The 21,265-nt window shown below is 72.5% G+C and carries 13 protein-coding genes; 2 read left to right on the top strand and 11 right to left on the bottom strand.

What is annotated here, in order from left to right:
- Window positions 1–13: 13 nt before the first annotated feature.
- From ACZ4A5_RS27910 to manB, 6 genes are read right to left on the bottom strand one after another with little or no spacing between them, the layout of a single operon-like run.
- Entirely contained in the window at window positions 14–1,156 is a 1,143-nt protein-coding gene (locus ACZ4A5_RS27910) for a glycosyltransferase (RefSeq protein WP_467590036.1), read from the bottom strand.
- The gene (locus tag ACZ4A5_RS27905) at window positions 1,153–3,978 is read right to left on the bottom strand and encodes a bifunctional glycosyltransferase/CDP-glycerol:glycerophosphate glycerophosphotransferase (protein WP_467590033.1); all 2,826 of its coding nucleotides are present in this window, start codon (window positions 3,976–3,978) and stop codon (window positions 1,153–1,155) included. Before ACZ4A5_RS27905 ends, ACZ4A5_RS27910 begins: the two co-directional genes overlap by 4 nt.
- A 3-nt stretch (window positions 3,979–3,981) precedes the next feature.
- Window positions 3,982–5,250: a glycosyltransferase family 87 protein gene (locus tag ACZ4A5_RS27900; protein WP_467590030.1), complete on the bottom strand. Its 1,269-nt coding sequence runs from the start codon at window positions 5,248–5,250 to the stop codon at window positions 3,982–3,984.
- Window positions 5,247–6,791 (bottom strand): hypothetical protein, encoded by a 1,545-nt coding sequence (locus tag ACZ4A5_RS27895; RefSeq protein WP_467590027.1) that lies wholly within the window; start codon window positions 6,789–6,791, stop codon window positions 5,247–5,249. Before ACZ4A5_RS27895 ends, ACZ4A5_RS27900 begins: the two co-directional genes overlap by 4 nt.
- Window positions 6,766–7,572 (bottom strand): polyprenol monophosphomannose synthase, encoded by an 807-nt coding sequence (locus ACZ4A5_RS27890; RefSeq protein ID WP_467590024.1) that lies wholly within the window; start codon window positions 7,570–7,572, stop codon window positions 6,766–6,768. Before ACZ4A5_RS27890 ends, ACZ4A5_RS27895 begins: the two co-directional genes overlap by 26 nt.
- Window positions 7,573–7,609: 37 nt before the next feature.
- A complete protein-coding gene (gene manB / locus ACZ4A5_RS27885; RefSeq protein ID WP_467590021.1) occupies window positions 7,610–8,689 on the bottom strand; it encodes a mannose-1-phosphate guanylyltransferase in 1,080 nt (359 codons plus the stop codon).
- Window positions 8,690–8,897: 208 nt separating this feature from the next.
- Here manB and ACZ4A5_RS27880 point away from each other — a divergent pair, with 208 nt between their 5' ends.
- Window positions 8,898–9,407 (top strand): GtrA family protein, encoded by a 510-nt coding sequence (locus tag ACZ4A5_RS27880; RefSeq protein ID WP_467590053.1) that lies wholly within the window; start codon window positions 8,898–8,900, stop codon window positions 9,405–9,407.
- Here the strand turns inward: ACZ4A5_RS27880 and ACZ4A5_RS27875 are convergent.
- The 4 genes from ACZ4A5_RS27875 to ACZ4A5_RS27860 form a co-directional block, all read right to left on the bottom strand.
- Complete coding sequence (locus ACZ4A5_RS27875; RefSeq protein WP_467590018.1) at window positions 9,335–10,522, bottom strand: hypothetical protein; 1,188 nt, start codon at window positions 10,520–10,522, stop codon at window positions 9,335–9,337. The two genes, ACZ4A5_RS27880 and ACZ4A5_RS27875, sit on opposite strands and share 73 nt — an antisense overlap.
- Before the next feature lie 84 nt (window positions 10,523–10,606).
- Complete coding sequence (locus ACZ4A5_RS27870; RefSeq protein ID WP_467590016.1) at window positions 10,607–15,619, bottom strand: NAD-glutamate dehydrogenase; 5,013 nt, start codon at window positions 15,617–15,619, stop codon at window positions 10,607–10,609.
- Between the two features lie 429 nt (window positions 15,620–16,048).
- Window positions 16,049–16,720, bottom strand: a complete 672-nt coding sequence (locus tag ACZ4A5_RS27865) for an HAD family hydrolase (protein ID WP_467590013.1) — start codon at window positions 16,718–16,720, stop codon at window positions 16,049–16,051.
- Window positions 16,721–16,794: 74 nt separating this feature from the next.
- Window positions 16,795–17,298: a DUF6912 family protein gene (locus ACZ4A5_RS27860; protein ID WP_467590011.1), complete on the bottom strand. Its 504-nt coding sequence runs from the start codon at window positions 17,296–17,298 to the stop codon at window positions 16,795–16,797.
- Between the two features lie 366 nt (window positions 17,299–17,664).
- On the opposite strand from ACZ4A5_RS27860, the gene ACZ4A5_RS27855 reads away from it, so the two are divergent.
- Window positions 17,665–18,120, top strand: a complete 456-nt coding sequence (locus ACZ4A5_RS27855; protein WP_467590009.1) for an Rv3235 family protein — start codon at window positions 17,665–17,667, stop codon at window positions 18,118–18,120.
- A gap of 63 nt (window positions 18,121–18,183) precedes the next feature.
- Here the strand turns inward: ACZ4A5_RS27855 and secA are convergent, their stop codons facing one another.
- Window positions 18,184–21,009: a preprotein translocase subunit SecA gene (gene secA / locus ACZ4A5_RS27850; protein WP_467590006.1), complete on the bottom strand. Its 2,826-nt coding sequence runs from the start codon at window positions 21,007–21,009 to the stop codon at window positions 18,184–18,186.
- Window positions 21,010–21,265 lie beyond the last annotated feature (256 nt).

The raw sequence follows: 21,265 nt of genomic DNA, 5'->3' as shown, positions 1-21,265 counted from the left end.
CCATAGCCGCCCCCTACCGGTCGATCTCCGCGAACAGCGCCTCCCAGCGCTCCAGCACGTCCTCCAGCCGCAGTGACGCGACGTGCGCGCGGGCCGCCCGCCCGTACCGGCGGCGCAGGGCCGCGTCGGCCATCAGCTGCCGGAGCGCCTCGGCGAAGGCCGCCGTGTCACCGGGAGGAACGAGCGAGCCCGTGCGGCCGTGGGCGACCAACTCCCGCACGCCGCCGGACAAGTCGAAGCTGACGCACGGCACTCCCACGGCGGACGCCTCCGCCAGTGCCATCGGGCGGCCTTCGCGCTCGCTGGTGAGGGCCACGACCGACAGCTCGCGGTACGCGGCGGCCATGTCGCGCACGCTGCCCCGGAACCGCACCCGGTCCCCGATGCCCAGCCGCTCGGCGCGGGCGCGCAGTTCGGGCTCCAGCGGGCCGTCGCCGAAGCAGTGCAGCTCCCAGCCGGGCTCCGCCGCGCCCGCGACAGCGAACGCGTCCAGCAGCCGGTCCAGCCGCTTGACCTCCTCCAGGCGGCCCACCGCGCCGATCCGCCGGGTGTCCAGGGGCGCGGGCGGGCCGGGGTCGAAGGGCAGCGGGTTGGGCAGGACCGTCGCGTTGGGCAGCCTTCTGCGGCGGAACTCCGCGGCGTCCGCCTCGCTCAGGAACACCGACTTCTCCAGCGCCGGATAGTGCCGCAGGATCAGCTGGAGGTTCTCCGAGGCGCACGCCTGGAGGAAGGACTCGTGATACTGCCCGATGCCCTTGAGGTGGCGCCACGGGACCTCGTCCAGCCAGTCCGCCGCCCAGGGGGAGCCGATGATCACCAGCCCGTCCGGCACCCGCGCGAAGCGGGCGGCCAGGTGCCTGCGGGCCTGGTCCCGCTCCCGCCGCTCGGCGCGGGCGGCGAGCGTCCGGGCGGGGCTCAGCCGCTCGGCGAAGGAGCCGGCCCGCCAGGGGGGCGCCGCCGGTGCGGAGTAGAGGGTGGTGTGCCCGTAGGCGGGGTCGGGCGTATAGACGTGGGGGTCGGGGCTCGGCCGGATCCCGATGAGCTCCACGCGGTGCCCGCGCTCCGCGAAGCCCTGGGCGAGGGTGTGCAGGACCCGCTGGGAGCCGCCCATGGAGTCGACGTCGATGCCGACGAGGAACAGATCGCGCGCCGTCATCGCCCGCCGCCTCCCGCCCGGCCGCCCTCGAAGAACAGCTTGACCACACCCTCGGCGGCCCGGCCGTCCGCATAGGGGTTGAAGCGGGTCCGGAAGCGTTCGTACGCCCCCGCCCACTCCTCCCGGACCGCGTCCAGGTCCGTGAGCGCCGCCGCCAGCTCGTCCGCCGTGCCGAGCAGCGGGCCGGGGGCGATCTCGGCCAGGTCGTAGTACGTGCCGCGCGTCAGGGAGCGGTAGCGGTCGTAGTCGTCGGCGTAGAAGAGGAGGGGCCGCCCCAGGTTCGCGTAGTCGAACATCACCGAGGAGTAGTCCGTGAGCAGGGCGTCGGAGGCGAGCAGCAGGTCGTTCACGTCGAGGAACTCCCGTCCGTCGCGCACCGCGTGGCCCAGCTCGCGGGGCACCGTGAAGCGGTCGTAGTAGTGCGGGCGGACGATGATCATCCACTCCTCGCCGGTGCGCCGCACCAGTCCGTCCAGGTCGACCCGGATCGACTCGCCGCCGCCGCGCGTCCCGTCGCGGAAGGTCGGGGCGTAGAGCAGCACCTTGCGGCCGGGCGGGATCTGGAGCCGCTCGCGGGTGGCGGCGGCGCGCTCGCGCTGCTCGGGTTCGTGCCCGCGCACGAGCGGGTCGTTGCGGGGCAGGCCGGTGCGCAGCAGCTCGCCGGTGTAGCCGTTGGCGCGGACGAAGGTCTTCTCGAACTCTTCACTGGGCGCGATGAGGGCGTCCCAGCGGGCCACCGTCTCGCGGTGCAGGCGCCGCCGCTCGGCACTCGCCAGGCGCAGTTCGGGGACGTCGAAGCCCATGTGCTTGAACGCCTGCCCGTGCCAGGTCTGGAGATAGCGGGTGCCGGGGCGCTTTCCGTAGGGCACGGGGAAGCCGTGCGAATCGACCCAGTAGCGCGCGCGGGCGACGGTGCGGACGTACTCCCAGCTGCCCCGTCTGATCAGGGGGGTGCCCTCGGGGTAGGAGGAGCGGCTGCCCGTGTACGACCAGACGGCGCGCAGCGGGAGGCCGCGGCGCAGGAGTTCCTCGTGGAGATAGCGGGGGCTGTCGGTGTAGCCGCGGCCCTCCATGGCCTCGAAGACGACCAGTTCGTCGTCGATGGGGAGCCTTTGCAGCTCGTGGTAGGTGAGGACCTTGGTGCGGGGGCCGGTGACGCGGCGGGTGAGCCGGTGGAGCCCGCGGTGGACGGTGCGCAGGCGCGGCGCCGCGGCCTCGGCGTGGCCGAGGAATCCCGCGCGCTCCCAGGTCAGTTCGAGCCGCCCGGCGTCCCGCTCCTCGCGGCCGACGCGCAGCCGGTGGCGTGCCAGGTGCAGGGTGAGGGAGGTGAGGTCGCCGGGGACCAGCAGGGGGTCGGTGCGGGTGAGGCCCATCCGGCCGAGGACGACCACGGGGTGGCGGCGGCCCCGGAATCCCTTGACGCCGAGGGGGATGCGCCGGGGGTCGAGGTCGATGGTGGCGGTGCGGGGCGCGGGCAGGCCGTCCGCGCCGGTGCGGGGCGGGTCGTAGCGGAAGGGCACGGTCAGGGGCTCCGCGGTGGTGGCGACGCGCAGCTCGGCGGTGTCGGGGCCCGCGTCGGGGAGGAGGCGGGCGGGGTCGTGGGTGTGCAGGAGGACCCGCAGCAGGGGTCCGGCGGGGCCGATGTGCGCCAGCTCGTGCCGCAGGGGCCCGCCGGTGAACGGCTGCTCGTCCAGGTGCCATCCGGTGATGTCGAGGCCGGCGGCGGCCTCGGGGCCGGCCGGGGGGAGCGGCCCCCAGTACGTCCGCCCGGCCGCGCGGACGACGTGGCGGGGGGCGAGGTGCGGGCGGTCGAGCGTGCGCGCGCACTCGGCGGCCTCGGCGAACCGCCCGGCGCTCAGCAGGTAGTGGCAGATCTGCTGTTCGCGGGGCAGCGCGGCGTGGGCCTCGGGGGCGATGGTGCGCAGGTGGGGCGTGACGACGGCGGCGAACTCCGCGGTCCAGCGGTGGTCGCGGAAGGGCAGGTCGCCCAGATAGAGGCGCAGGTCGTGGCGGAGGAACTTCTCGTCCGCGGCCGCCTTGAGGTCGGCGTTGCCCGTCTCCTCGAGGAAGGCGTCGACGAGCCCGGCCACGGCGACGCGGTCCCGCACGCTCTCGATCCGGTGCCGGCCCGCGGTGATGGAGGGGGTGGCGGGGTCGGCGGCGAGCCACCAGGTGTAGACGGGCCAGGGGACGACGGCGAAGCGGCGCGCGTGGGTGAGGGCCTGGGCGCTGAAGAGGGAGTCCTCGTAGTGCACGCCTTCGGGGAAGCGCAGGCCGTGCCGGGCGAGGAAGTCGGCGCGGTAGAGCTTGTTGGTGGACAGGGCGTCCAGGAAGTACCGGGGCGCGGCGCGGATGCCGTCGAAGACATGGGCGTCGTCGAAGAGTTCGGGATACCACAGGCCGGTGCTGCCGGTCTCCTCGAAGAAGCGGGTGACCTCGCCGGTGACGAGGTCGGCGCCGGTCTCCTCGGCGGTGAGCAGCAGGGATTTGCAGGCGTGGTAGGGCAGTTCGTCGTCGCTGTCGAGGAACATCACGTGGGGCGCGCGGGCCGCCTCGATGCCGGCGTTGCGCGGGGCGCCGCAGCCACCGCTGTTGGCGGGCAACCGCAGGGCGCGCACCCGGGGGTCGGCCTCGGCCAGCTCGCACGCGGCGGCGAAGGTGCCGTCGGCCGAGCAGTCGTCGACGATGATCACTTCGAGGGCGCGCAGCGACTGGCCGAGCACGGACCGCACGGCGCGCGGGAGCCGTTCGGCGTCGTTGTAGGCGATCACCACGACAGTGACGTCAGGGCCCTGGCGGGCGGGCCGTCGCACAGTGCTCACACTTCACCCCGTTTCCGAGCGGTCCAGGTGATCACCGGCTTCGGGATCACTACCGAAAGAGTAGACGCGACCACTGACAGTGACCTCGGGGGCTGGCCCGGCCCGGCCGCGCCAGGTCCGTACGGCCAGGACCGCGGTCACGCCCGTGATCATGACGATGTCGCGGAAGGCGTGCCTCCGCGCCCCGTCCAGATACGGCCAGCGCACCGCGGCGAGCTCCGGGAGCAGCGGGAGCCAGCACCAGGCCGAGCGCGCCGCCGTACCGCGCACCACCGCGGAGGCGGCCAGCGACGGCAGGACGACGAGCATGTAGTGCTGGAATGACGGTCGGGAGATGAGGAACGCCGCGAGCATCAGCAGGGACGCGCACTCCACGAGCCGCGCCCGCTCGTCTCCCCCGGCACGCCAGCGCAGCCGGGCCAGGGCGAGCACGGTCAGCGCCGCCGCCCCGGCGAGCGCGAAGGCCACCGGTGACGGCACCCCGAGCCGTGGCAGCACGGTCGTCCAGGAGGCGTCGAACGGCCGGGCGTACGCGTCCTGTCCGTGCAGCAGGAACGGCAGCGTCCGGGTGAGGAACCGGCCCGGCCGGGGCATCGCCGACGCCGCCGCGAGCGACACCGCGGCGGGCACGCCGACGGCCCAGGCCAGCGCCCGCCACCGGCGGGCGAGGACGAACAGGAGCAGCAGCGGCACGAGCATCGGCTTCAGGGCGATGGCCGCGCCGGTGACCACTGCGGCCGCGCGCCAGCGCCCGCGGAGGGCCAGGAGCAGGGTGGCGGGGAAGGCGATGACGGAGAGGACCGTCCAGTTGCCGAGGCTGACCAGGCCGTGGAACGGTTCGAAGACGCCGAGCCCGGCGACCATCGCCGCCGCGAGCCGGCTGTCGGCCCGCACGCCGAAGAGCCGCAACGAGACGAGCACGCCCCCCAGTGCGAGCAGCGCGGTGGCGACCGGCACCGCGTAGAACAGCGCGCGCTCACCGGCCAGGGTCTGCGGCAGTGCCGCGAAGACCGCGCCCGGCAGATAGAGGAAGCGCTTGTCCGCGTACGGCGAGCCGCCGTCCAGCAGGGTGCGCGCCGCGCGCACCACGACGGCGTTGTCGAGGCCGGTCCGGGTGCCGGACAGCACCCGCGCGACGTCCAGCGCGAGCACCAGCAGCGAGGCGGCGAGCAGCGGCCGGGGCGCGCGCCCGCGCAGCCAGCGGGCGGGGGCGTCGGCGGAGCCGGGCCACCGGGAGTGGACGACGCCGGGCGCGCCCCAAGAGCCGCTCACGGCGCGACCACTTCCGACAGGACGAAGCCGCCGGGCCCGCGCGCCGCCCTCCTGAGCGCGGGGTCGTCCGGCGGCAGGCCCGGCCCGCCGTTCCGCTGGAGCACCCAGCGCGCGCCGAACTCCTTGAGGATGCCGAGCCGTTCGGCCCGGGAGGCGGCCGGGGAGAAGTAGCGGCGGGTGGCGTCCCGGCGGCGCTGTTCGTCGCGGAGGAAGACGTCGGGGTAGGCGGGGGCGACGGTGTACGGGCCGTAGGCGGGGAGGGTGCGCAGCGCGTAGTAGTTGTCGGTCATCACCGTGGCGCCCCGGGGCATCGCGCGCGCCGCCCAGTCGAAGCGCGGCCAGAGCGCGATCGTGTGCACCCGGCGCAGCGGCGGGGGGAGGGCGGCGGGCCGCAGGACGTACGACAGCGCTCCGGCCTGGGTCCACGCGCCCGCCAGCAGGGCGGCCGCCGTCAGGGGCACGAGGGCGGCGCGGAGCCGCCGGTGGGCGCCGCCTGCGATCTCGACGGCGAGGGCGAGCTGGGCGGGCAGGAGCGCGGCGGGCAGGATCCGCCCCCACGCCTGGTGACCGGCGAGCCCGCCCGCCGCGAAGACCAGCAGGCCGAGCCCGCAGAGGAGCACCAGGGGGTCGCGGCGGTCTCGCCACCAGCGTGCCGCGAGGGCCGGCACGCCGAGGGCCGCCAGGCCGAATTTCGTCGCGAGGTGGTCGTAGAGCGGCCGGTGGATGTCGTCGAGGCCGGCCGCGCCGGGCAGCGAGAAGAAGGAGTAGTACGGCCAGCAGGCGAGCACCGCGACGGTCAGCGCGGCCGCGGCGCCCACCCGCAGCCACACCGCGGCGGGGGACCATGGCCGGGTGCCCAGGAGGGCCGCGGCGGCGCCCAGCACGGCGACCGCGCCCGTGAATTGGTGGACGAGCAGGACGCACGCCAGCAGCAGCCCGAGCGCGAGGAAGCGGCCTGGGCCCCGGCCCGCGGCGAGCGCGCCGCGCAGCAGCGCCCACAGGTGGAAGGCGAGGCCGAGGGCGAGGGTGCTGGGGTAGGCGAGGGTGAGCGACAGCGAGACCAGGCCGGGGAAGCCGCTCCACGCGAACAGCCGCACGCCGTGGAGGAAGAGGACGCACAGCAGCGCCAGCGGGACCGCCGCCCACGCGCGCGTGAAGGTGCGGACGAAGGCGGCGATGCCGGTGCCCAGCAGCGCGAGCCCGGCGAGGCCGCCCAGGCGCAGCACGGTGAAGGTGCCCCAGCCGGTCACGGAGGCGGCCAGGGCCAGCAGGAGTGCCCACGGGGAGTAGTAGGGGCTGGAGGTGTCCGCGCGCACCAGGGGGTTGCCTGGGTGGAGCGGGTCGGCGCGCAGCCGTTCCAGGACGGCGGCGTGCATCCCCAGATCGCCGGCCCAGGGCAGGCGTACGACCATGAGCAGCAGCAGGGCGGCGAGCAGCACGACGCAGGCCGCGAGCGCCCGGTGCGGGGCGCGCGGGCCGGGCCCGACGACCCCGGCGGTGCGCGGGGCCGTGCGCTCAGCGGGCGCGGCCGTCGGCGGCACGGGCGGCCCTCGCGCGCAGTCGCCACGGCATGGCCACGGATTCGAGCTGCACGGCCAGGTTCATCTTCGACTCGCCGACGGTGCGGTCCTCGAAGTGGATCGGCACCTCCATGACGATGTGCCCGGCGCGCAGGGCCCGGTATTTCATCTCGACCTGGAAGCTGTATCCGGCGCTGCCGACGGTGGCGAGGTCGATGGCGCGCAGGGCCTGCGCGCTCCAGAGGTTGAAGCCGCTGGTGATGTCGCGGACGCGGGTGCCCAGGATCGTGCTGGCGTAGGCGTTGGCCCAGCGGGAGAGCAGTCTGCGGTGGAGGCCCCAGGCGGCGGAGAGGGTGCCGCCGGGGACGTAGCGGCTGCCGACGACGACGTCCGCCCCGGTGGCGAGGGCGACGCCGAGCAACTCGGGCACTTTGTCGGCCGGATGGCTGCCGTCGGCGTCCATCTGGACGACGTACGCGGCCCCTTCGTCGACGGCGCGGGCCATGCCGGCGGCGTAGGCGCGCCCGAGGCCGTCCTTGGTGGTGCGGTGCAGGACGGACATCCGGGCGCGGTCCGGCCGGTTGTACCGTTCGGCCAAGTCCTCGGCGACCTTGCCGGTGCCGTCGGGGCTGTTGTCGTCGACGACGAGCAGCCGCAGCCCCTCCAGCGGCAGCGCCATGAGCGCCTCGGCCATGGCGGGGAGGTTGTCCGCCTCGTTGTACGTGGGCATCACCACGGTCGTCGCGGTGCGCCCCCACTCCGCGGGGAGCGGGGTCACGGCGGGTGTGCGGATTGCGCTCATGTGCCTGTCCTTGTCGGTGTGGCCGGCGGGGTCCGTTTCAGGCGGCGGAGAAGCGGATGGCGGCGTCGGGGATGGCCGTGCCGCACCAGACGCGGGCACCGTCGCGGAGTTCGTTGTCCGCGCCGATCGTGGCACGGTCGCCGATCACCACGCCGTCGAGCACGGTGCGCGGGCCCACCCGGGCGTCCTGGCCGATCATGCTGGCGCGCACGCGGGCGCCCGCCTCGACGTGCGCGCCGTCCAGGACGACGGAGCCCTCGATGTCGGCGCCCGCCGCGACATACGCCCCCGCGCCGACGACCGTGCCGCCGCCGAGGCGGGCACCGGCCTCGACACGGGCGCCGGGCAGCAGCAGGAACTCCCCCGGTTCACCGGGGACCGCCGGGGAGCGCACGACACCGCGCACGAGGTCGGCCGACGCCTGGACGAAGGAGGCGGGGCGGCCGAGGTCCAGCCAGTACGAGGCGTCGACGACGCCGTGCAGCAGCGCGCCCGAGGCCAGCAGCCCGGGGAAGGTCTCCCGCTCCACGGAGACGGGGCGGCCGGTGGGGATGGTGTCGATGACGTCGCGCCGGAAGACGTAGCAGCCGGCGTTGATCTGGTCGGTGACGATCTCCTCCGGGTGCCGTGGCTTCTCGGTGAAGGCCAGGACGCGCCCGTCCGGGCCGGTGGGCACGAGGCCGAAGGCCCGGGGGTCGGCGACGCGGGTGAGGTTCAGGGTGACCTCGGCCTGGGCCCGCTCATGACGGCGCAGCAGGCCCCTGATGTCGAGGCCGGTGAGGATGTCGCCGTTGAAGACGAGCACGGACGCGTCGGGGCCGCAGGTCAGGGCGCTCGCGGCGCTGCGGATCGCCCCGCCGGTGCCCAGCGGTTCGTCCTCGGTGACATAGGTCAGGCGCAGGCCGTGGGCGGAGCCGTCGCCGAAGTAGGGCTCGAAGACCTCGGCGAGGTAGGAGGTGGCCAGGACGACGTGGCCGACCCCGGCGGCTCTGGCGCGGGCCAGCTGGTGGGCGATGAAGGGCACCCCGGCGGCAGGGACCATCGGCTTCGGCGTGTTGAGGGTCAGCGGCTGGAGCCGGGTCCCCTTGCCGCCGACGAGCAGTACCGCCTCTGTCATGCCACTGTCCTCGCCGTCATCTTCGCACTGTGTCAGTTTTTGCGGCAATTTACACTACAATCAGTTCTCTGTGGCAAATGTCTGCTTTGCGTGGCGAACGTAATGGGAGAGGCCCTTGCGACCCTTGCGACCGAGGAGGTCCGGCACCCCCGGCCCCGGAGCCCCCGGCCCACCGCGCGCGGCGCCCGCCTCCCGCCCGGCACGGCTGCTGGCCCTCGGCCGGGAGTTCGCGAAGTTCGGCACGGTCGGCGGCCTGGGGATCTTCGTCAACCTCGCGGTCTTCAACCTCTGCCGCGCCACCACGGGCCTGCCCGTCGTCCGCTGCAGCGTGCTCGCGACCGTGGTCGCCATCGCCTTCAACTACGTCGGGCTGCGCCACTTCGCCTACCGCGACCGCGACAAGAGCCACCGCAGCCGGGAGATCGCCCTCTTCGCCGCCTTCAGCGCGGTCGGGCTGGTCATCGAGAACGGCGTGCTCTACGTCGCCACCTACGGCTTCGGCTGGGACACGCCCTTCCAGAGCAACCTCTTCAAGTTCCTCGGCATCGGCGCGGCCACCCTCTTCCGCTTCTGGTCCTACCGCGCCTGGGTGTTCCGGGCGCTGCCACGCCGGGCCCGGCCGCCCCGTACGGGCGAGCCCTCCCCTCACGGCGACCCCGCGAACAGCACGAGCAACCCCGCCGCGTACCACCCCGAGACCACCGCACCTCCACCGTAGAGACACACCCGCACCCCAAGCGGAGCACGCGCGAGCGGCCGGGCCACCAACAGCAGCAGAACCGGCAGGAACGGCAGCATGAAGCGTGGCTTGGACAGCGGCGAACCGGGCGTCCCCACCATCAGCACCCACGCGCCCGCCACCAGCGCGACCAGCGGCCACGGCACCTGACGGTCCAGCGCCAGCGCCACCACCCCGATCGCCGTCAGCAGCAACAGCCCCAGCACGACCGTGCCGCGCAGATCACCGGTGTGGCCCGCGTGGTGGTAGAGCAGCATCCCCTTCAGCAGGTGCGCGGTGGCCCGGCCGAAGTCGAACTGCTGGTCCCAGGCGCGCTCCGCCTCGAACCACCCGTCGAGCCGGCCCACCTTGCCGCCCAGGAACAGCCAGCTCCCCAGCAGCCCCGCCGGCGCCACCGCCAGCGCCACCCACGGCCGCCAGCCGTCCCGCCGCTGGATCACCGCCCACCCGGCGGTCAGCATCACCGTGCCGATCAGCACCGAGGCCGTCGGCCGTACGCCACCGGCCAGGACGCACAGCGCGGCCGCCGTCAGCCAGCGGCGCTCCAGCAGGGCCACCAGCGACCACAGGAGCGCGGCGCTGAAGACCGCCTCCGAGTACGGCACCCACAGCGCGAACGCGTACGGCGAACACGCCCACAGCGCCACGCACGCGTACCCCGCGCCCGGCCGGCCCCCCACCGTGCGCACCAGCCGGTACACCCCGGCCGCGGCCACCGCCGCCGCGCACCAGGAGACCGCCACCCCGGCGTACGGGAACGGCAGCCCGGTCAGCAGGTGCACCGCCCGGATCAGGGCGGGCACCAGCGGGAAGAAGGCGATGGTGCTGAACTTCGGGTCCCCGTCGGGGTCGTAGGGGATCTCACCCGGATAGCCGCGCTTGGCGATGTGCAGATAGTGGCCGCTGTCCCAGCGGCGCAGCAGCTGCTCCACGCCGCGCCCGAGGTGATGGTTGATCAGCAGCAGGACGGCGAACCCGGCCGCCGCGACGGCGAGATAGAGGACGGCTGCCAGAGCCGCCTCCCGGCGCGCGGAATGGTCGGGGAGGGCCTTCGGAGGCGCCGGGGCGGGGGCAACTCGTGTGACGACCTTCATTGGACTCTCTTAACACGAATCAACCCGACAAAAAGGGCGGCCCCGGGGATTTCCCCCCGGGGCCGCCCTCTGTTCATCCAGGCGTCAGCTGTGCGTCCGCAGCAGCGTCCGCATCGTCCGCATCGCGACCGACAGGTTGGCCAGGTCGAAGGCGTCCGAGCCGCGGATCTCGTCGAGCGTGGTGCGCGCCCGGCCGAGGATCGCCGCGTTCTTCTCCTCCCACGTCCGGAAGCGCTGCTCCGGCGTGGAGGCGCCGTTGCCCACGGACAGGATGTCCGAGGTGAGCGCCGCGTGGGCCGCGTAGAGGTCCTCACGGATGGAGGCGCGGGCCATGGACTGCCAGCGGTCGGAGCGCGGCAGCTCGATGATCCGGTCCATCAGCTGGGTGATGTGCAGCCGGTCGCCCAGGTCGTAGTAGACCTCGGCCACGTCCAGCGGCTCCTTGCCGCTGCGCTCCGCGATGGCCACGATGTCCAGCGCCGGGAAGGCGGAGGAGAAACCGGCCACCCGGACGGCCAGGTCGTCCGGCACGCCGGACGCGACCAGCTCGTCGCGGATGGACTGCCACCACTCGCTGTCGGCGCCCTTGAGCAGCTTCGGCAGCTGGAACCAGACCGCCGCCACGCCGTCCCGGAAGAACTCGATGGTCTCGGCGAGCTGGAGCGGCTGCGGCCGGTTGTTGAGCAGCCAGCGGGTGCCGCGCTCGACGAGGCGGCGCGAGTGCAGCCGGACGCGGGTCTGCACCTCGGCCGGCACCAGGTTGTCGAGCGCCTCGACGGCGTCCCAGACCTTGCCCAGGCCGAAGATCTCCCGGGCCGCGGTCTGCGCCCGGACGATCTCCTCCAGCGACGCCCCGGTCTCCTCCCGCAGACGGTGCAGGAAGGTGGAACCACCGCTGTTGACCGTGTCGTTGACCAGGACCGTCGTGATGATCTCCCGGCGCAGCGCGTGCCCGTCGATCTGCTCGCCGAAGGAGGAGCGCAGCGCCTGCGGGAAGTAGGCGTACAGCAGCCGCTCCAGATACGGGTCGTCCGGCAGGTCGGTGGCCAGCAGCTCCTCGGACGTCGTGATCTTGATGTAGGCGAGCAGGACCGCCAGCTCCGGCTGGGTGAGCCCGCGGCCCGCCGAGAGGCGCTCGCGGATCTGCCGGTCGGTGGGCAGGAACTCCAGCGCGCGGTCCAGGTGGCCGTCACGGGTCAGCCGGCGCATGATCCGCTGGTGGGCGTGGAGCAGGCTGGGCGCCTGGGCGACGGCGTTGGCCAGGGCCACGTTCTGCGCGTAGTTGTTGCGCAGGACCAGCTCGCCGACCTCGTCGGTCATCTCCGCCAGCAGCTTGTTGCGCTGCTTGACGGTCATGTCGCCGTCGATGACCAGCGCGTTCAGCAGGATCTTGATGTTCACCTCGTGGTCGGAGGTGTCCACACCGGCGCTGTTGTCGATGGCGTCCGTGTTCACCCGGCCGCCGGTGCCCTCCGGCCCGCCGGCGCGCGCGAACTCGATGCGGCCCAGCTGCGTCAGACCGAGGTTGCCGCCCTCGCCGACGACCTTCACCCGCAGGTCCTGGCCGTCGACGCGGATCGCGTCGTTGGCCTTGTCACCGACGTCGGCGTGCGACTCGGTGGACGCCTTCACATACGTGCCGATGCCGCCGTTCCACAGCAGGTCGACCGGCGAGCGCAGGATCGCCTTCATCAGCTCGGCGGGGGTCATCTTGGTGACGCCCGCCTCGATGCCGAGGGCGGCCCGGACGTGCGCGTTGACCGGGATCGACTTGGCCGTGCGCGGGTGGATGCCACCGCCCTGCGACAGCAGGCTCGTGTCGTAGTCCGCCCAGGAGGAGCGGGGCAGCTCGAACAGACGGCGGCGCTCGGCGTAGGAGACGGCCGCGTCCGGGGTGGGGTCGAGGAAGATGTGGCGGTGGTCGAAGGCGGCCACCAGCCGGATGTGCTCCGACAGCAGCATGCCGTTGCCGAACACGTCACCGGACATGTCACCGACGCCGACGACCGTGAAGTCCTCGGTCTGGGTGTTGTGGCCCAGCTCCCGGAAGTGCCGCTTGACGGACTCCCAGGCACCGCGGGCGGTGATGCCCATGCCCTTGTGGTCGTAGCCCGCGGAGCCGCCGGACGCGAAGGCGTCACCGAGCCAGAAGCCGTACGACTCGGCGACCTCGTTGGCGATGTCGGAGAAGGTCGCGGTGCCCTTGTCAGCGGCGACGACCAGATAGGTGTCGTCGCCGTCGTGCCGCACGACGTCCTTCGGGGGCACGACCTCGCCGCCGACCATGTTGTCGGTGATGTCGAGCAGACCCGAGATGAAGGTCTTGTACGAGGCGATGCCCTCGGCCAGCCACGCGTCGCGGTCCAGGGACGGGTCCGGCAGCCGCTTGCCGACGAAGCCGCCCTTGGCGCCCACCGGCACGATGACGGTGTTCTTCACCATCTGAGCCTTGACCAGGCCGAGCACCTCGGTGCGGAAGTCCTCACGCCGGTCGGACCAGCGCAGACCACCGCGCGCGACCTTGCCGAAGCGCAGGTGCACACCCTCGACGCGCGGGCTGTAGACCCAGATCTCGTACGCCGGGCGGGGCGCCGGGAGGTCGGGGATGGCCTGCGGGTCGAGCTTGATGGACAGATAGGCGTGCGGCAGACCGGCGCTGGTGCGCTGGAAGTGGTTGGTGCGCAGGGTGGCCTTGATGACCGTGAGGAAGGCCCGCAGGATGCGGTCCTCGTCCAGGCTCGCGACCTGGTCGAGGGCGCCGTCCAGCTCCTCCAGCAGCCCGTCGATCAGCTCGCGGCCGGCACGCTGGAGCGCCGGGGACATCCGGGCCTCGAAGAGGTTGATCAGCAGGCGCGTGGTGTGGACGTTGTTGCTGAGGGTGTCCTCCATGTACGCCTGGCTGAAGGTCGACCCGGCCTGCCGGAGGTACTTCGCGTAGGCCCGCAGCACCATCGCCTGGCGCCAGTCGACACCGGCCTCCAGCACCAGCTTGTTGAAGTTGTCGTTCTCCGCGGCGCCCGTCCACACGGCCGCGAAGGCCTCCTGGAAGCGGGTGCGCGCGTCGTCGCCCTCGATCCGCTCGGGCATCCGCAGCCCGAAGTCGTAGATCCAGGCGGTCGTCCGGTCCGAGCAGCGCAGCTCGTACGGGCGCTCGTCGACGACCTCGACGCCGAGGCGCTGGAGCACCGGCAGGACGGCGGAGAGGGAGACCGGCTCACCGGTGCGGTAGATCTTGAAGCGGCGCTCGCCGGGGCCCGCGCCGACCGGCTCGTAGAGGCTGAGCTCGAAGTCGCGGTCGCCGCCGGCCGTGGTCAGCTTCTCCAGGTGACCGAGGTCGGAGACGGCGCTGCGCGGGTTGTGGTCGGCCTTGTAGCCCTCGGGGAACGCCTGGCCGTAGCGGCGCAGCAGCTCGGCGGCGCGCTCCTCGCCCACCTCGGCGGTGAGCGTCTCGGCGAAGCCGTCCGCCCAGGAGCGGGCGGCCTCGACCAGGCGGGCCTCGATGCGCTCGACGTCGGCGTCGGTGAGGTCGGGCAGGGTGGCGCCCGGCTCGACGCGGACGACGAAGTGCAGCCGGGAGAGGACCGACTCGGTGTTCCACGCGGTGAAGTCGACGCTGGTGCCGCCGAGCTCCTCCTTGAGGATGTCGATCAGCCGCAGCCGGACGGCCGTCGTGTAGCGGTCGCGCGGCAGGTAGACGAGGGCGGAGTAGTAGCGCCCGTAGGTCTCCTGGCGGAGGTAGAGCCGCAGGCGGCGGCGCTCCTGGAGGTAGAGGACGCTGGTGGCGACGGTGCGCAGCTGGTCGGCCGGCGTCTGGAAGAGCTCGTCGCGCGGGTAGGTCTCCAGGATCTGGAGCAGGTCGCGGCCGTCGTGGCTGTCGGGCGTGAACCCGGCGTCGGCCAGCACCTGGGCGACCTTGCGGCGGACGACGGGGACCCGGCGCACGGACTCGGTGTACGCGGCGGAGGAGAACAGGCCCAGGAAGCGGCGCTCGCCGATGACGTTGCCGTCGGCGTCGAACTTCTTCACCCCGACGTAGTCGAGATAGGAGGGGCGGTGCACGGTGGCGCGGCTGTTGGCCTTGGTCAACACGAGCAGCTTGTGCTCGCGGGCCTTGGCGCGGGCGTCCGCCGGGAGCCGGTTGAAGGACGGGGACGCCGGGCGGGCCAGGTGGGAGCCGAGGGGGCCGGCGTGGTGGCCCTCGTCGTGGTGCGTGGGATCCGAGCGCAGGATGCCGAGGCCGGTGCCGGGGACAGCGCTGAGCACGTCCTCCTCGCCGCCGTCGGTGGAGATCTTCGCCAGCTCGTACTCGCGGAAGCCGAGGAAGGTGAAGTGGTCGGCGGACAGCCAGCGCAGCAGCTCGCGGGCCTCGCTCACCTCGGACTCGGGCACATCGGGGGCGGAGGGCTCGGAGGGCAGCTCCTCGGCGATGCGCAGCGCGGCGTCGCGCATCTTCTCCCAGTCTTCGACGGCCTCGCGGACGTCGGACAGGACGCGCAGCAGGTCGGAGGTGATCTGCTTGAGGTCACCGCGGTCGGTCTCGCGGTCGATCTCGACGTGGATCCACGACTCGGTGAGGGCGTCGTGCGGCAGGACGGCGTCCTTGCCGTCGCCGTGCGCGTCGCAGTTGGAGCCGAGGACCTCCAGGAGGCGGCCGGTGAGGTCACGGCGCACGACGACCTGGGGGTGGATCACGACGTGGATGCCGCGGCCCTGGCGGGAGAGCTCATTGGTGACGGAGTCGACCAGGAAGGGCATGTCGTCGGTGACGACCTCGACGACGGAGTGGCTGCACGTCCAGCCGTTCTCCTCGACCGTCGGTGTGTGCACCCTCACATTGGCGGTGCCCTGCGGCCGGTTCTCCGCGAGCCGGTAGTGCGAGAGCGCGGCGCCGAAGACGTCGACCGGATCCCGGCCGCTGAGGTCCTCGGGCGCGGTGTGCAGGTAGTAGCGCTGGAGAAAGGCGGTCAACATCTCCGGGTCGAGACTGCCCTCACCCTTCGGCCCAGTCGGTTGTTGCCCCCCGGCCGGGCTGTTCTCAGCGACGCGGGCCGCCCGTTCGAGCAACTCGGCCTTGGCTTCGTCCAGCTTGGTCTGCATGTCCTCTGGCTCCTGTCGCGCGCCGTTGCGTGACATAGACGGTGAAGGCATCACGCCGCGACACGGGGTATCCGGTCGTCCTCGACGTTATGCCGGAATGAGAGGTGACCGGGCCTTTCTTGACGAGATTCGTCAGAGGTGCCCAGGTGCGGGGACCAGCGGCGGCCCGGGTGCGGTGGCACTCCGGGCGCAGGACAGGGGCGTCGTCACCCCTGCTGGATATCGCGCTGATCACCTGGTAAGGCTATCGCTCTTCCCCGGGGAAGCGTCATGAGCCGTTTGTGTACAAAACCCGGGCCCGAACTTTGACGGTCTGGACAGCGACGCGGCGCCTCCCTCCGCTCAACTCTCCCTCAAGCGCCACTTGCCCCCCTTTGTCCCCGACCGGTGTCGCCGGCCGGGTCCGTGCGCGGCCGACTCCCCCGTGCCTCAGCGGGCGGCGCCGACGAGCCGCTCCGCCTCGGCGACGGCCTCCGCCAGGCTGTCGACCACCGTCACACCCGCCTCGCCGAGGCTGTCCCGGCTGTGCGACCCCCCGGTGTAGAGCACCGCGTGGGCACCCACGTGGGCCGCCGCGACCGCGTCGTCGACGGCATCGCCGATCACCACGGCGCGCCGAGGGGGTATGCCGTCGAGCCCGGCGACATGGCGGGCCATGTGCTCGGCCTTGCTGCCGCCCGAGGGGCCGGTGCGCCCGTCGACGCGGACGAATCTGCACTCGATGCCGAAGCCGCGGACGAGGGGCACGAGCTCGTCGTGCCCGAACATCGACAGGATCGACTGGGTGCCGCCCGCCCCCTGCCAGCTCTCCAGCAGGCCCTCGGCGCCGTCGGCGAGGCCGCAGCGCGGGGAGTGGTCGCGGTAGTGCCGCTGGAAGACCAGGTCCATGTGGTCCCACTCGGCCGGGGTGGGGAGGCGGCCCATCAGCCGCTCGTAGAACCGCGGGATCGGGACGCAGTACAACTCGCGGTACCGCTCCAGCGTGATCGGCTCCAGGCCGATCTCGGCGAAGGCGGCGTTCGTCGCCGCCATCACCGCGTCGGTGTCGTGGAACAGCGTGCCGTTCCAGTCCCAGATGATGTGCGCCCCGTGATTCCCCATGCTCACGACGGTACCGACCGGGACTGACAACGCCGCCCGACGCCCCCGGGCACCCGCCCCCACCAGGGCGTTCCTCAGATGAGGCCGGCGATCTCCTGGACGCCGAACCACATCAGGTCGTGGTCCTCCGCGCCGTCCACGGTGAACTGCGCGTCGTCGTCGCCCTGGTCGGCGGCGCCCAGCGCGGCCGCCGCGGCCGCGACATCCGCCTCGGCGTCACCGGAGTCGAGGTGCACGGCCGCCGCCTTCGCCAGCGGCACGGCGGAGGCCAGCCGCACCCGGCCCAGCGTGGACTGCTCCAGGCCCTGGTCGGGGTCGGTGGTCGCGGCACCCTCGGGCACGTCGACGGCGACGACGACGCGCCGGCGGGCGGCGTCCGGGGCACCGGCGAGCATCCGCAGCGACGCCGCGGCGGCCCGGCCGAGGGCCGCGTACTCCAGCTCCTCGACGTCGTCGGAGAGATACCACTCGCGCAGCGCGGGGGTGACGGCGAAGGCGTCCAGCGGGGCGGGCCCCAGCTGGCCGGTCCGGTGCGCCTCGGCGAGACCGGGGAGGGTCAGGGGGACGTAGACGCGCATGACCGCTGCTTTCCTGAAGATCCTGAAGCCTGAAAGAACGCGCTGCCAGCATACGGCGGGAGTCCCCCTTCGGAGTGCCGGGAGGCCCGGTGGAGGCGCTTCTCCCCCGCTCCCCGCCCCCGGGGGCGCTTCCCGCCCCGCCAGGCCGCCGAAACACTCTCCTGCGCCCCTTGGGCCCCGACAGGCCCCGAGAGCCCCCGAGAGGCCCCGGCAAGCCCCTGATAGGGGAAACCGGTCTGCCGCCCGGCCCGCGCCCACGCGTCCTTGCCGCCCTCCGCGGACCGCCGGTAGAAGATCCACAAAGACCACGAAGAGCGGCCACCGCCCGGCATCGGCACCGGGCCCGGCATCGCGGGGGCGATCGGCATGCAGCGCACCATCACCGGATCCACCGGACCGGCCAGGCCCGCACGGGCGGCCAGGACCGGCCCGCCGCGGCGCGGCGACAGCAGGCGCCCGCACCCCGACGCGGCGGCCCGCCGCCGCGAGCGCGAGGGCCTGCCGCGCTACTGGTTCGCCAACCGGCTGCTGCTCACCCTCAGCGGCCAGCGCCCGGTGCACTGGATGCTCGGGCACACCGTGGGCGACGCCTACGAACAGCTCGCCGCGCTGGCCCCGCGGGCGCCGCTGCGGCCCCCGCCGCCGGGCCGTACGCCGTTCGTCCGGCACTGCGACGAGTTCCGGCCCCGGCCCGGGGTGATCGAGGCGTTCGCCCGGATCGTCTCCGGCGACCGGCTCCAGGCACTCGCCTTCCGCCTGGAGCACGGCACGGACCAGCGGTGGCGGTGCGCGGCCGTCGAGCTCGGCGGGGCGCGCGCCTAGCGCGCGAGGCGGGGGCGGAGCACCGTGTGCCCCGCCCCCGCCTCGTGTCACCGCCCGCCGGAATTACTTCTTGCGGCGGCGGCCACCGCTGTTCTTCTGGGCCTTGCGCCGCTCGGCGCGGGTCATGCCGTCCGCCGGGGAGCGCGTCGGGCCCTCGTCGCCGACGAAGTCGCCCTCGACGACACCGCCCTCACCGTCGACCGTGGGGGCCGAGAAGTGCAGCCGGTCCGGCCGCTGCGGGGCGTCGAGGCCCTTGGCGCGGATCTCCGGACGGGCACCGGCGACGACGGCGTCCTGGGGCTCCTTCGCCAGGGACGGGCGCTCGCCGCGGTCCTGGACGGGGACCTCCTCCAGCTGCTGGTCGACCTGGACCTCCAGGTTGAACAGATAGCCGACGGACTCCTCCTTGATGCCCTCCATCATGGCCTGGAACATGTCGAAGCCCTCGCGCTGGTATTCCACCAGGGGGTCCTTCTGGGCCATGGCACGCAGGCCGATGCCCTCCTGGAGGTAGTCCATCTCGTAGAGGTGCTCACGCCACTTGCGGTCCAGGACGGACAGCACCACGCGCCGCTCCAGCTCACGCATGATGTCCGAGCCGAGCTGCTCCTCGCGGGCGGCGTACTGCTCGTGGATGTCGTCCTTGATGGACTCCGCGATGAACTCCGCCGTGATGCCCGCGCGGTCGCCCGCGGCGTCCTCCAGCTCCTCGATGGTGACCTTCACGGGGTAGAGCTGCTTGAAGGCGCCCCACAGCCGCTCCAGGTCCCACTCCTCGGCGAAACCCTCGACGGTCTCCTGGCGGATGTAGTCGTCGATGGTGTCGTCCATGAAGTGCTTGATCTGCTCGTGCAGATCCTCGCCCTCCAGGACGCGGCGGCGCTCGCCGTAGATGACCTCGCGCTGGCGGTTGAGCACCTCGTCGTACTTCAGGACGTTCTTACGCGTCTCGAAGTTCTGCTGCTCGACCTGCGACTGGGCGGAGGCGATGGCCCGGGTGACCATCTTGTTCTCGATCGGCACGTCGTCGGGGACGTTGGCCATGGCCATCACGCGCTCGACCATCTGGGCCTTGAACAGGCGCATCAGGTCGTCACCCAGCGAGAGGTAGAACCGGGACTCGCCCGGGTCGCCCTGACGGCCGGAACGGCCGCGCAGCTGGTTGTCGATGCGGCGGGACTCGTGGCGCTCGGTGCCCAGCACATAGAGCCCGCCGAGCGCCTTGACCTCCTCGAACTCCGCCTTCACCGCGGCCTCGGCACGCTCCAGGGCGTCCGGCAGGGCGGCCGCCCACTCCTCGACGTGCTCCACCGGGTCCAGGCCGCGCTGGCGCAGCTCGGCCTCGGCGAGGTCGTCGGGGTTGCCGCCGAGCTTGATGTCGGTGCCACGGCCGGCCATGTTGGTGGCGACGGTGACGGCGCCCTTGCGGCCGGCCTGGGCGACGATCGTCGCCTCCCGGTCGTGCTGCTTGGCGTTGAGCACCTCGTGCTGGATGCCGCGCTTGGCGAGCTGCTGCGAGAGGTACTCCGACTTCTCGACGGAGGTCGTGCCGACCAGGATCGGCTGGCCCTTCTCGTGCTTCTCCGCGATGTCCTCGACCACGGCGTCGAACTTGGCGACCTCGGTGCGGTAGATGAGGTCGGACTGGTCCTTGCGGACCATCGGCCGGTTGGTCGGGATCGGCACCACGCCGAGCTTGTAGATCTGGTGGAACTCGGCGGCCTCGGTCATCGCCGTACCGGTCATGCCGGAGAGCTTGCTGTAGAGGCGGAAGAAGTTCTGGAGGGTGATGGTGGCCAGGGTCTGGTTCTCGTCCTTGATGTCCACCCCTTCCTTCGCCTCGATCGCCTGGTGCATGCCCTCGTTGTAGCGGCGGCCGGCGAGGATACGGCCGGTGTGCTCGTCGACGATCATGACTTCGCCGTCCATGACGACGTAGTCCTTGTCCTTCTTGAACAGTTCCTTCGCCTTGATGGCGTTGTTCAGATAGCCGACGAGGGGGGTGTTGACCGACTCGTAGAGATTGTCGATACCCAGCCAGTCCTCGACGCGGGAGACGCCGGACTCGTGGATGGCGACGGTGCGCTTCTTCTCGTCGACCTCGTAGTCGCCGGTCTCCTCGATGCCCTTCTGCGGGTTGGCCGGCTCACCCTTCTTCAGACGGGTGACCAGCTTGGCGAAGTCGCCGTACCACTTGGTGGCCTGGTCGGCCGGGCCGGAGATGATCAGCGGCGTACGGGCCTCGTCGACGAGGATGGAGTCGACCTCGTCGACCACCGCGAAGTTGTGCCCGCGCTGCACCAGCTCATCCTGCGACCAGGCCATGTTGTCGCGCAGATAGTCGAAGCCGAACTCGTTGTTCGTGCCGTACGTGATGTCGCAGTTGTACATCTCGCGGCGCTGCGCGGGCGTCATGTTGGCGAGGATGCAGCCGACGGACAGACCGAGGAACTTGTGCACCCGGCCCATCAGCTCGGAGTCGCGCTCCGCCAGATAGTCATTGACGGTGATCAGGTGGACGCCCTTGCCCGACAGGGCGTTCAGATACGTCGGGAGGGTGCCGACCAGGGTCTTGCCCTCACCGGTCTTCATCTCCGCGACATAGCCCAGGTGCAGGGCGGCACCGCCCATCAGCTGGACGTCGTAGTGCCGCTGGCCGAGCACGCGCTTGGCGGCCTCACGGACGGTCGCGAACGCCTCGGGGAGCAGGTCGTCCAGGGACTCCCCGTCGGCCAGCCGCTGCTTGTACTCGTCGGTCAGCGCGCGCAGCTCGGCGTCGGAGAGGCTGAGGAAGTCCTCTTCGATGGAATTGACCTGGTCCGCGATGCGGTGCAGCTTGCGCAGGATCTTGCCTTCTCCTGCACGCATGATCTTGCCGAAGACGGACACGTAGGCTGACTCCTTGCCGGTCGGGCCTGGCACTGGGGCTGCCCCCGCCGCAGGCAGGGGGAGGGTGCGCGGGCACGACGGGACAGTCCCCGCCGCAACGGCCATCGTAAGCGAGGACCCCGCCGCGCCGGGAGGTCCGTCAGGTCCTGGGCCGGGTGTCACCCGCACGATGAACGAACGGCACCGCCCGAAGGTGCCGGGTCTGTGACATTTCTCCGCGATCGACGTCAACGGGGAAAATCACTCGCCCGGGACC

The organism is Streptomyces sp. NPDC025618 (assembly GCF_055558795.1).
The sequence above is the reverse complement of the archived record's forward strand: the minus strand, read 5'-3'. Positions and strand labels throughout refer to the sequence as shown.

What these genes read in the sequence shown, in the direction of transcription:
- manB (WP_467590021.1), bottom strand. Translation starts at nt 8,689, where the DNA reads ATGACAGAGGCGGTACTGCTCGTCGGCGGCAAGGGGACCCGGCTCCAG.
- ACZ4A5_RS27875 (WP_467590018.1), bottom strand. Translation starts at nt 10,522, where the DNA reads ATGAAGGTCGTCACACGAGTTGCCCCCGCCCCGGCGCCTCCGAAGGCC.
- ACZ4A5_RS27890 (WP_467590024.1), bottom strand. Translation starts at nt 7,572, where the DNA reads ATGAGCGCAATCCGCACACCCGCCGTGACCCCGCTCCCCGCGGAGTGG.
- ACZ4A5_RS27870 (WP_467590016.1), bottom strand. Translation starts at nt 15,619, where the DNA reads ATGCAGACCAAGCTGGACGAAGCCAAGGCCGAGTTGCTCGAACGGGCG.
- ACZ4A5_RS27910 (WP_467590036.1), bottom strand. Translation starts at nt 1,156, where the DNA reads ATGACGGCGCGCGATCTGTTCCTCGTCGGCATCGACGTCGACTCCATG.
- ACZ4A5_RS27865 (WP_467590013.1), bottom strand. Translation starts at nt 16,720, where the DNA reads ATGGGGAATCACGGGGCGCACATCATCTGGGACTGGAACGGCACGCTG.
- ACZ4A5_RS27855 (WP_467590009.1), top strand. Translation starts at nt 17,665, where the DNA reads ATGCAGCGCACCATCACCGGATCCACCGGACCGGCCAGGCCCGCACGG.
- ACZ4A5_RS27860 (WP_467590011.1), bottom strand. Translation starts at nt 17,298, where the DNA reads ATGCGCGTCTACGTCCCCCTGACCCTCCCCGGTCTCGCCGAGGCGCAC.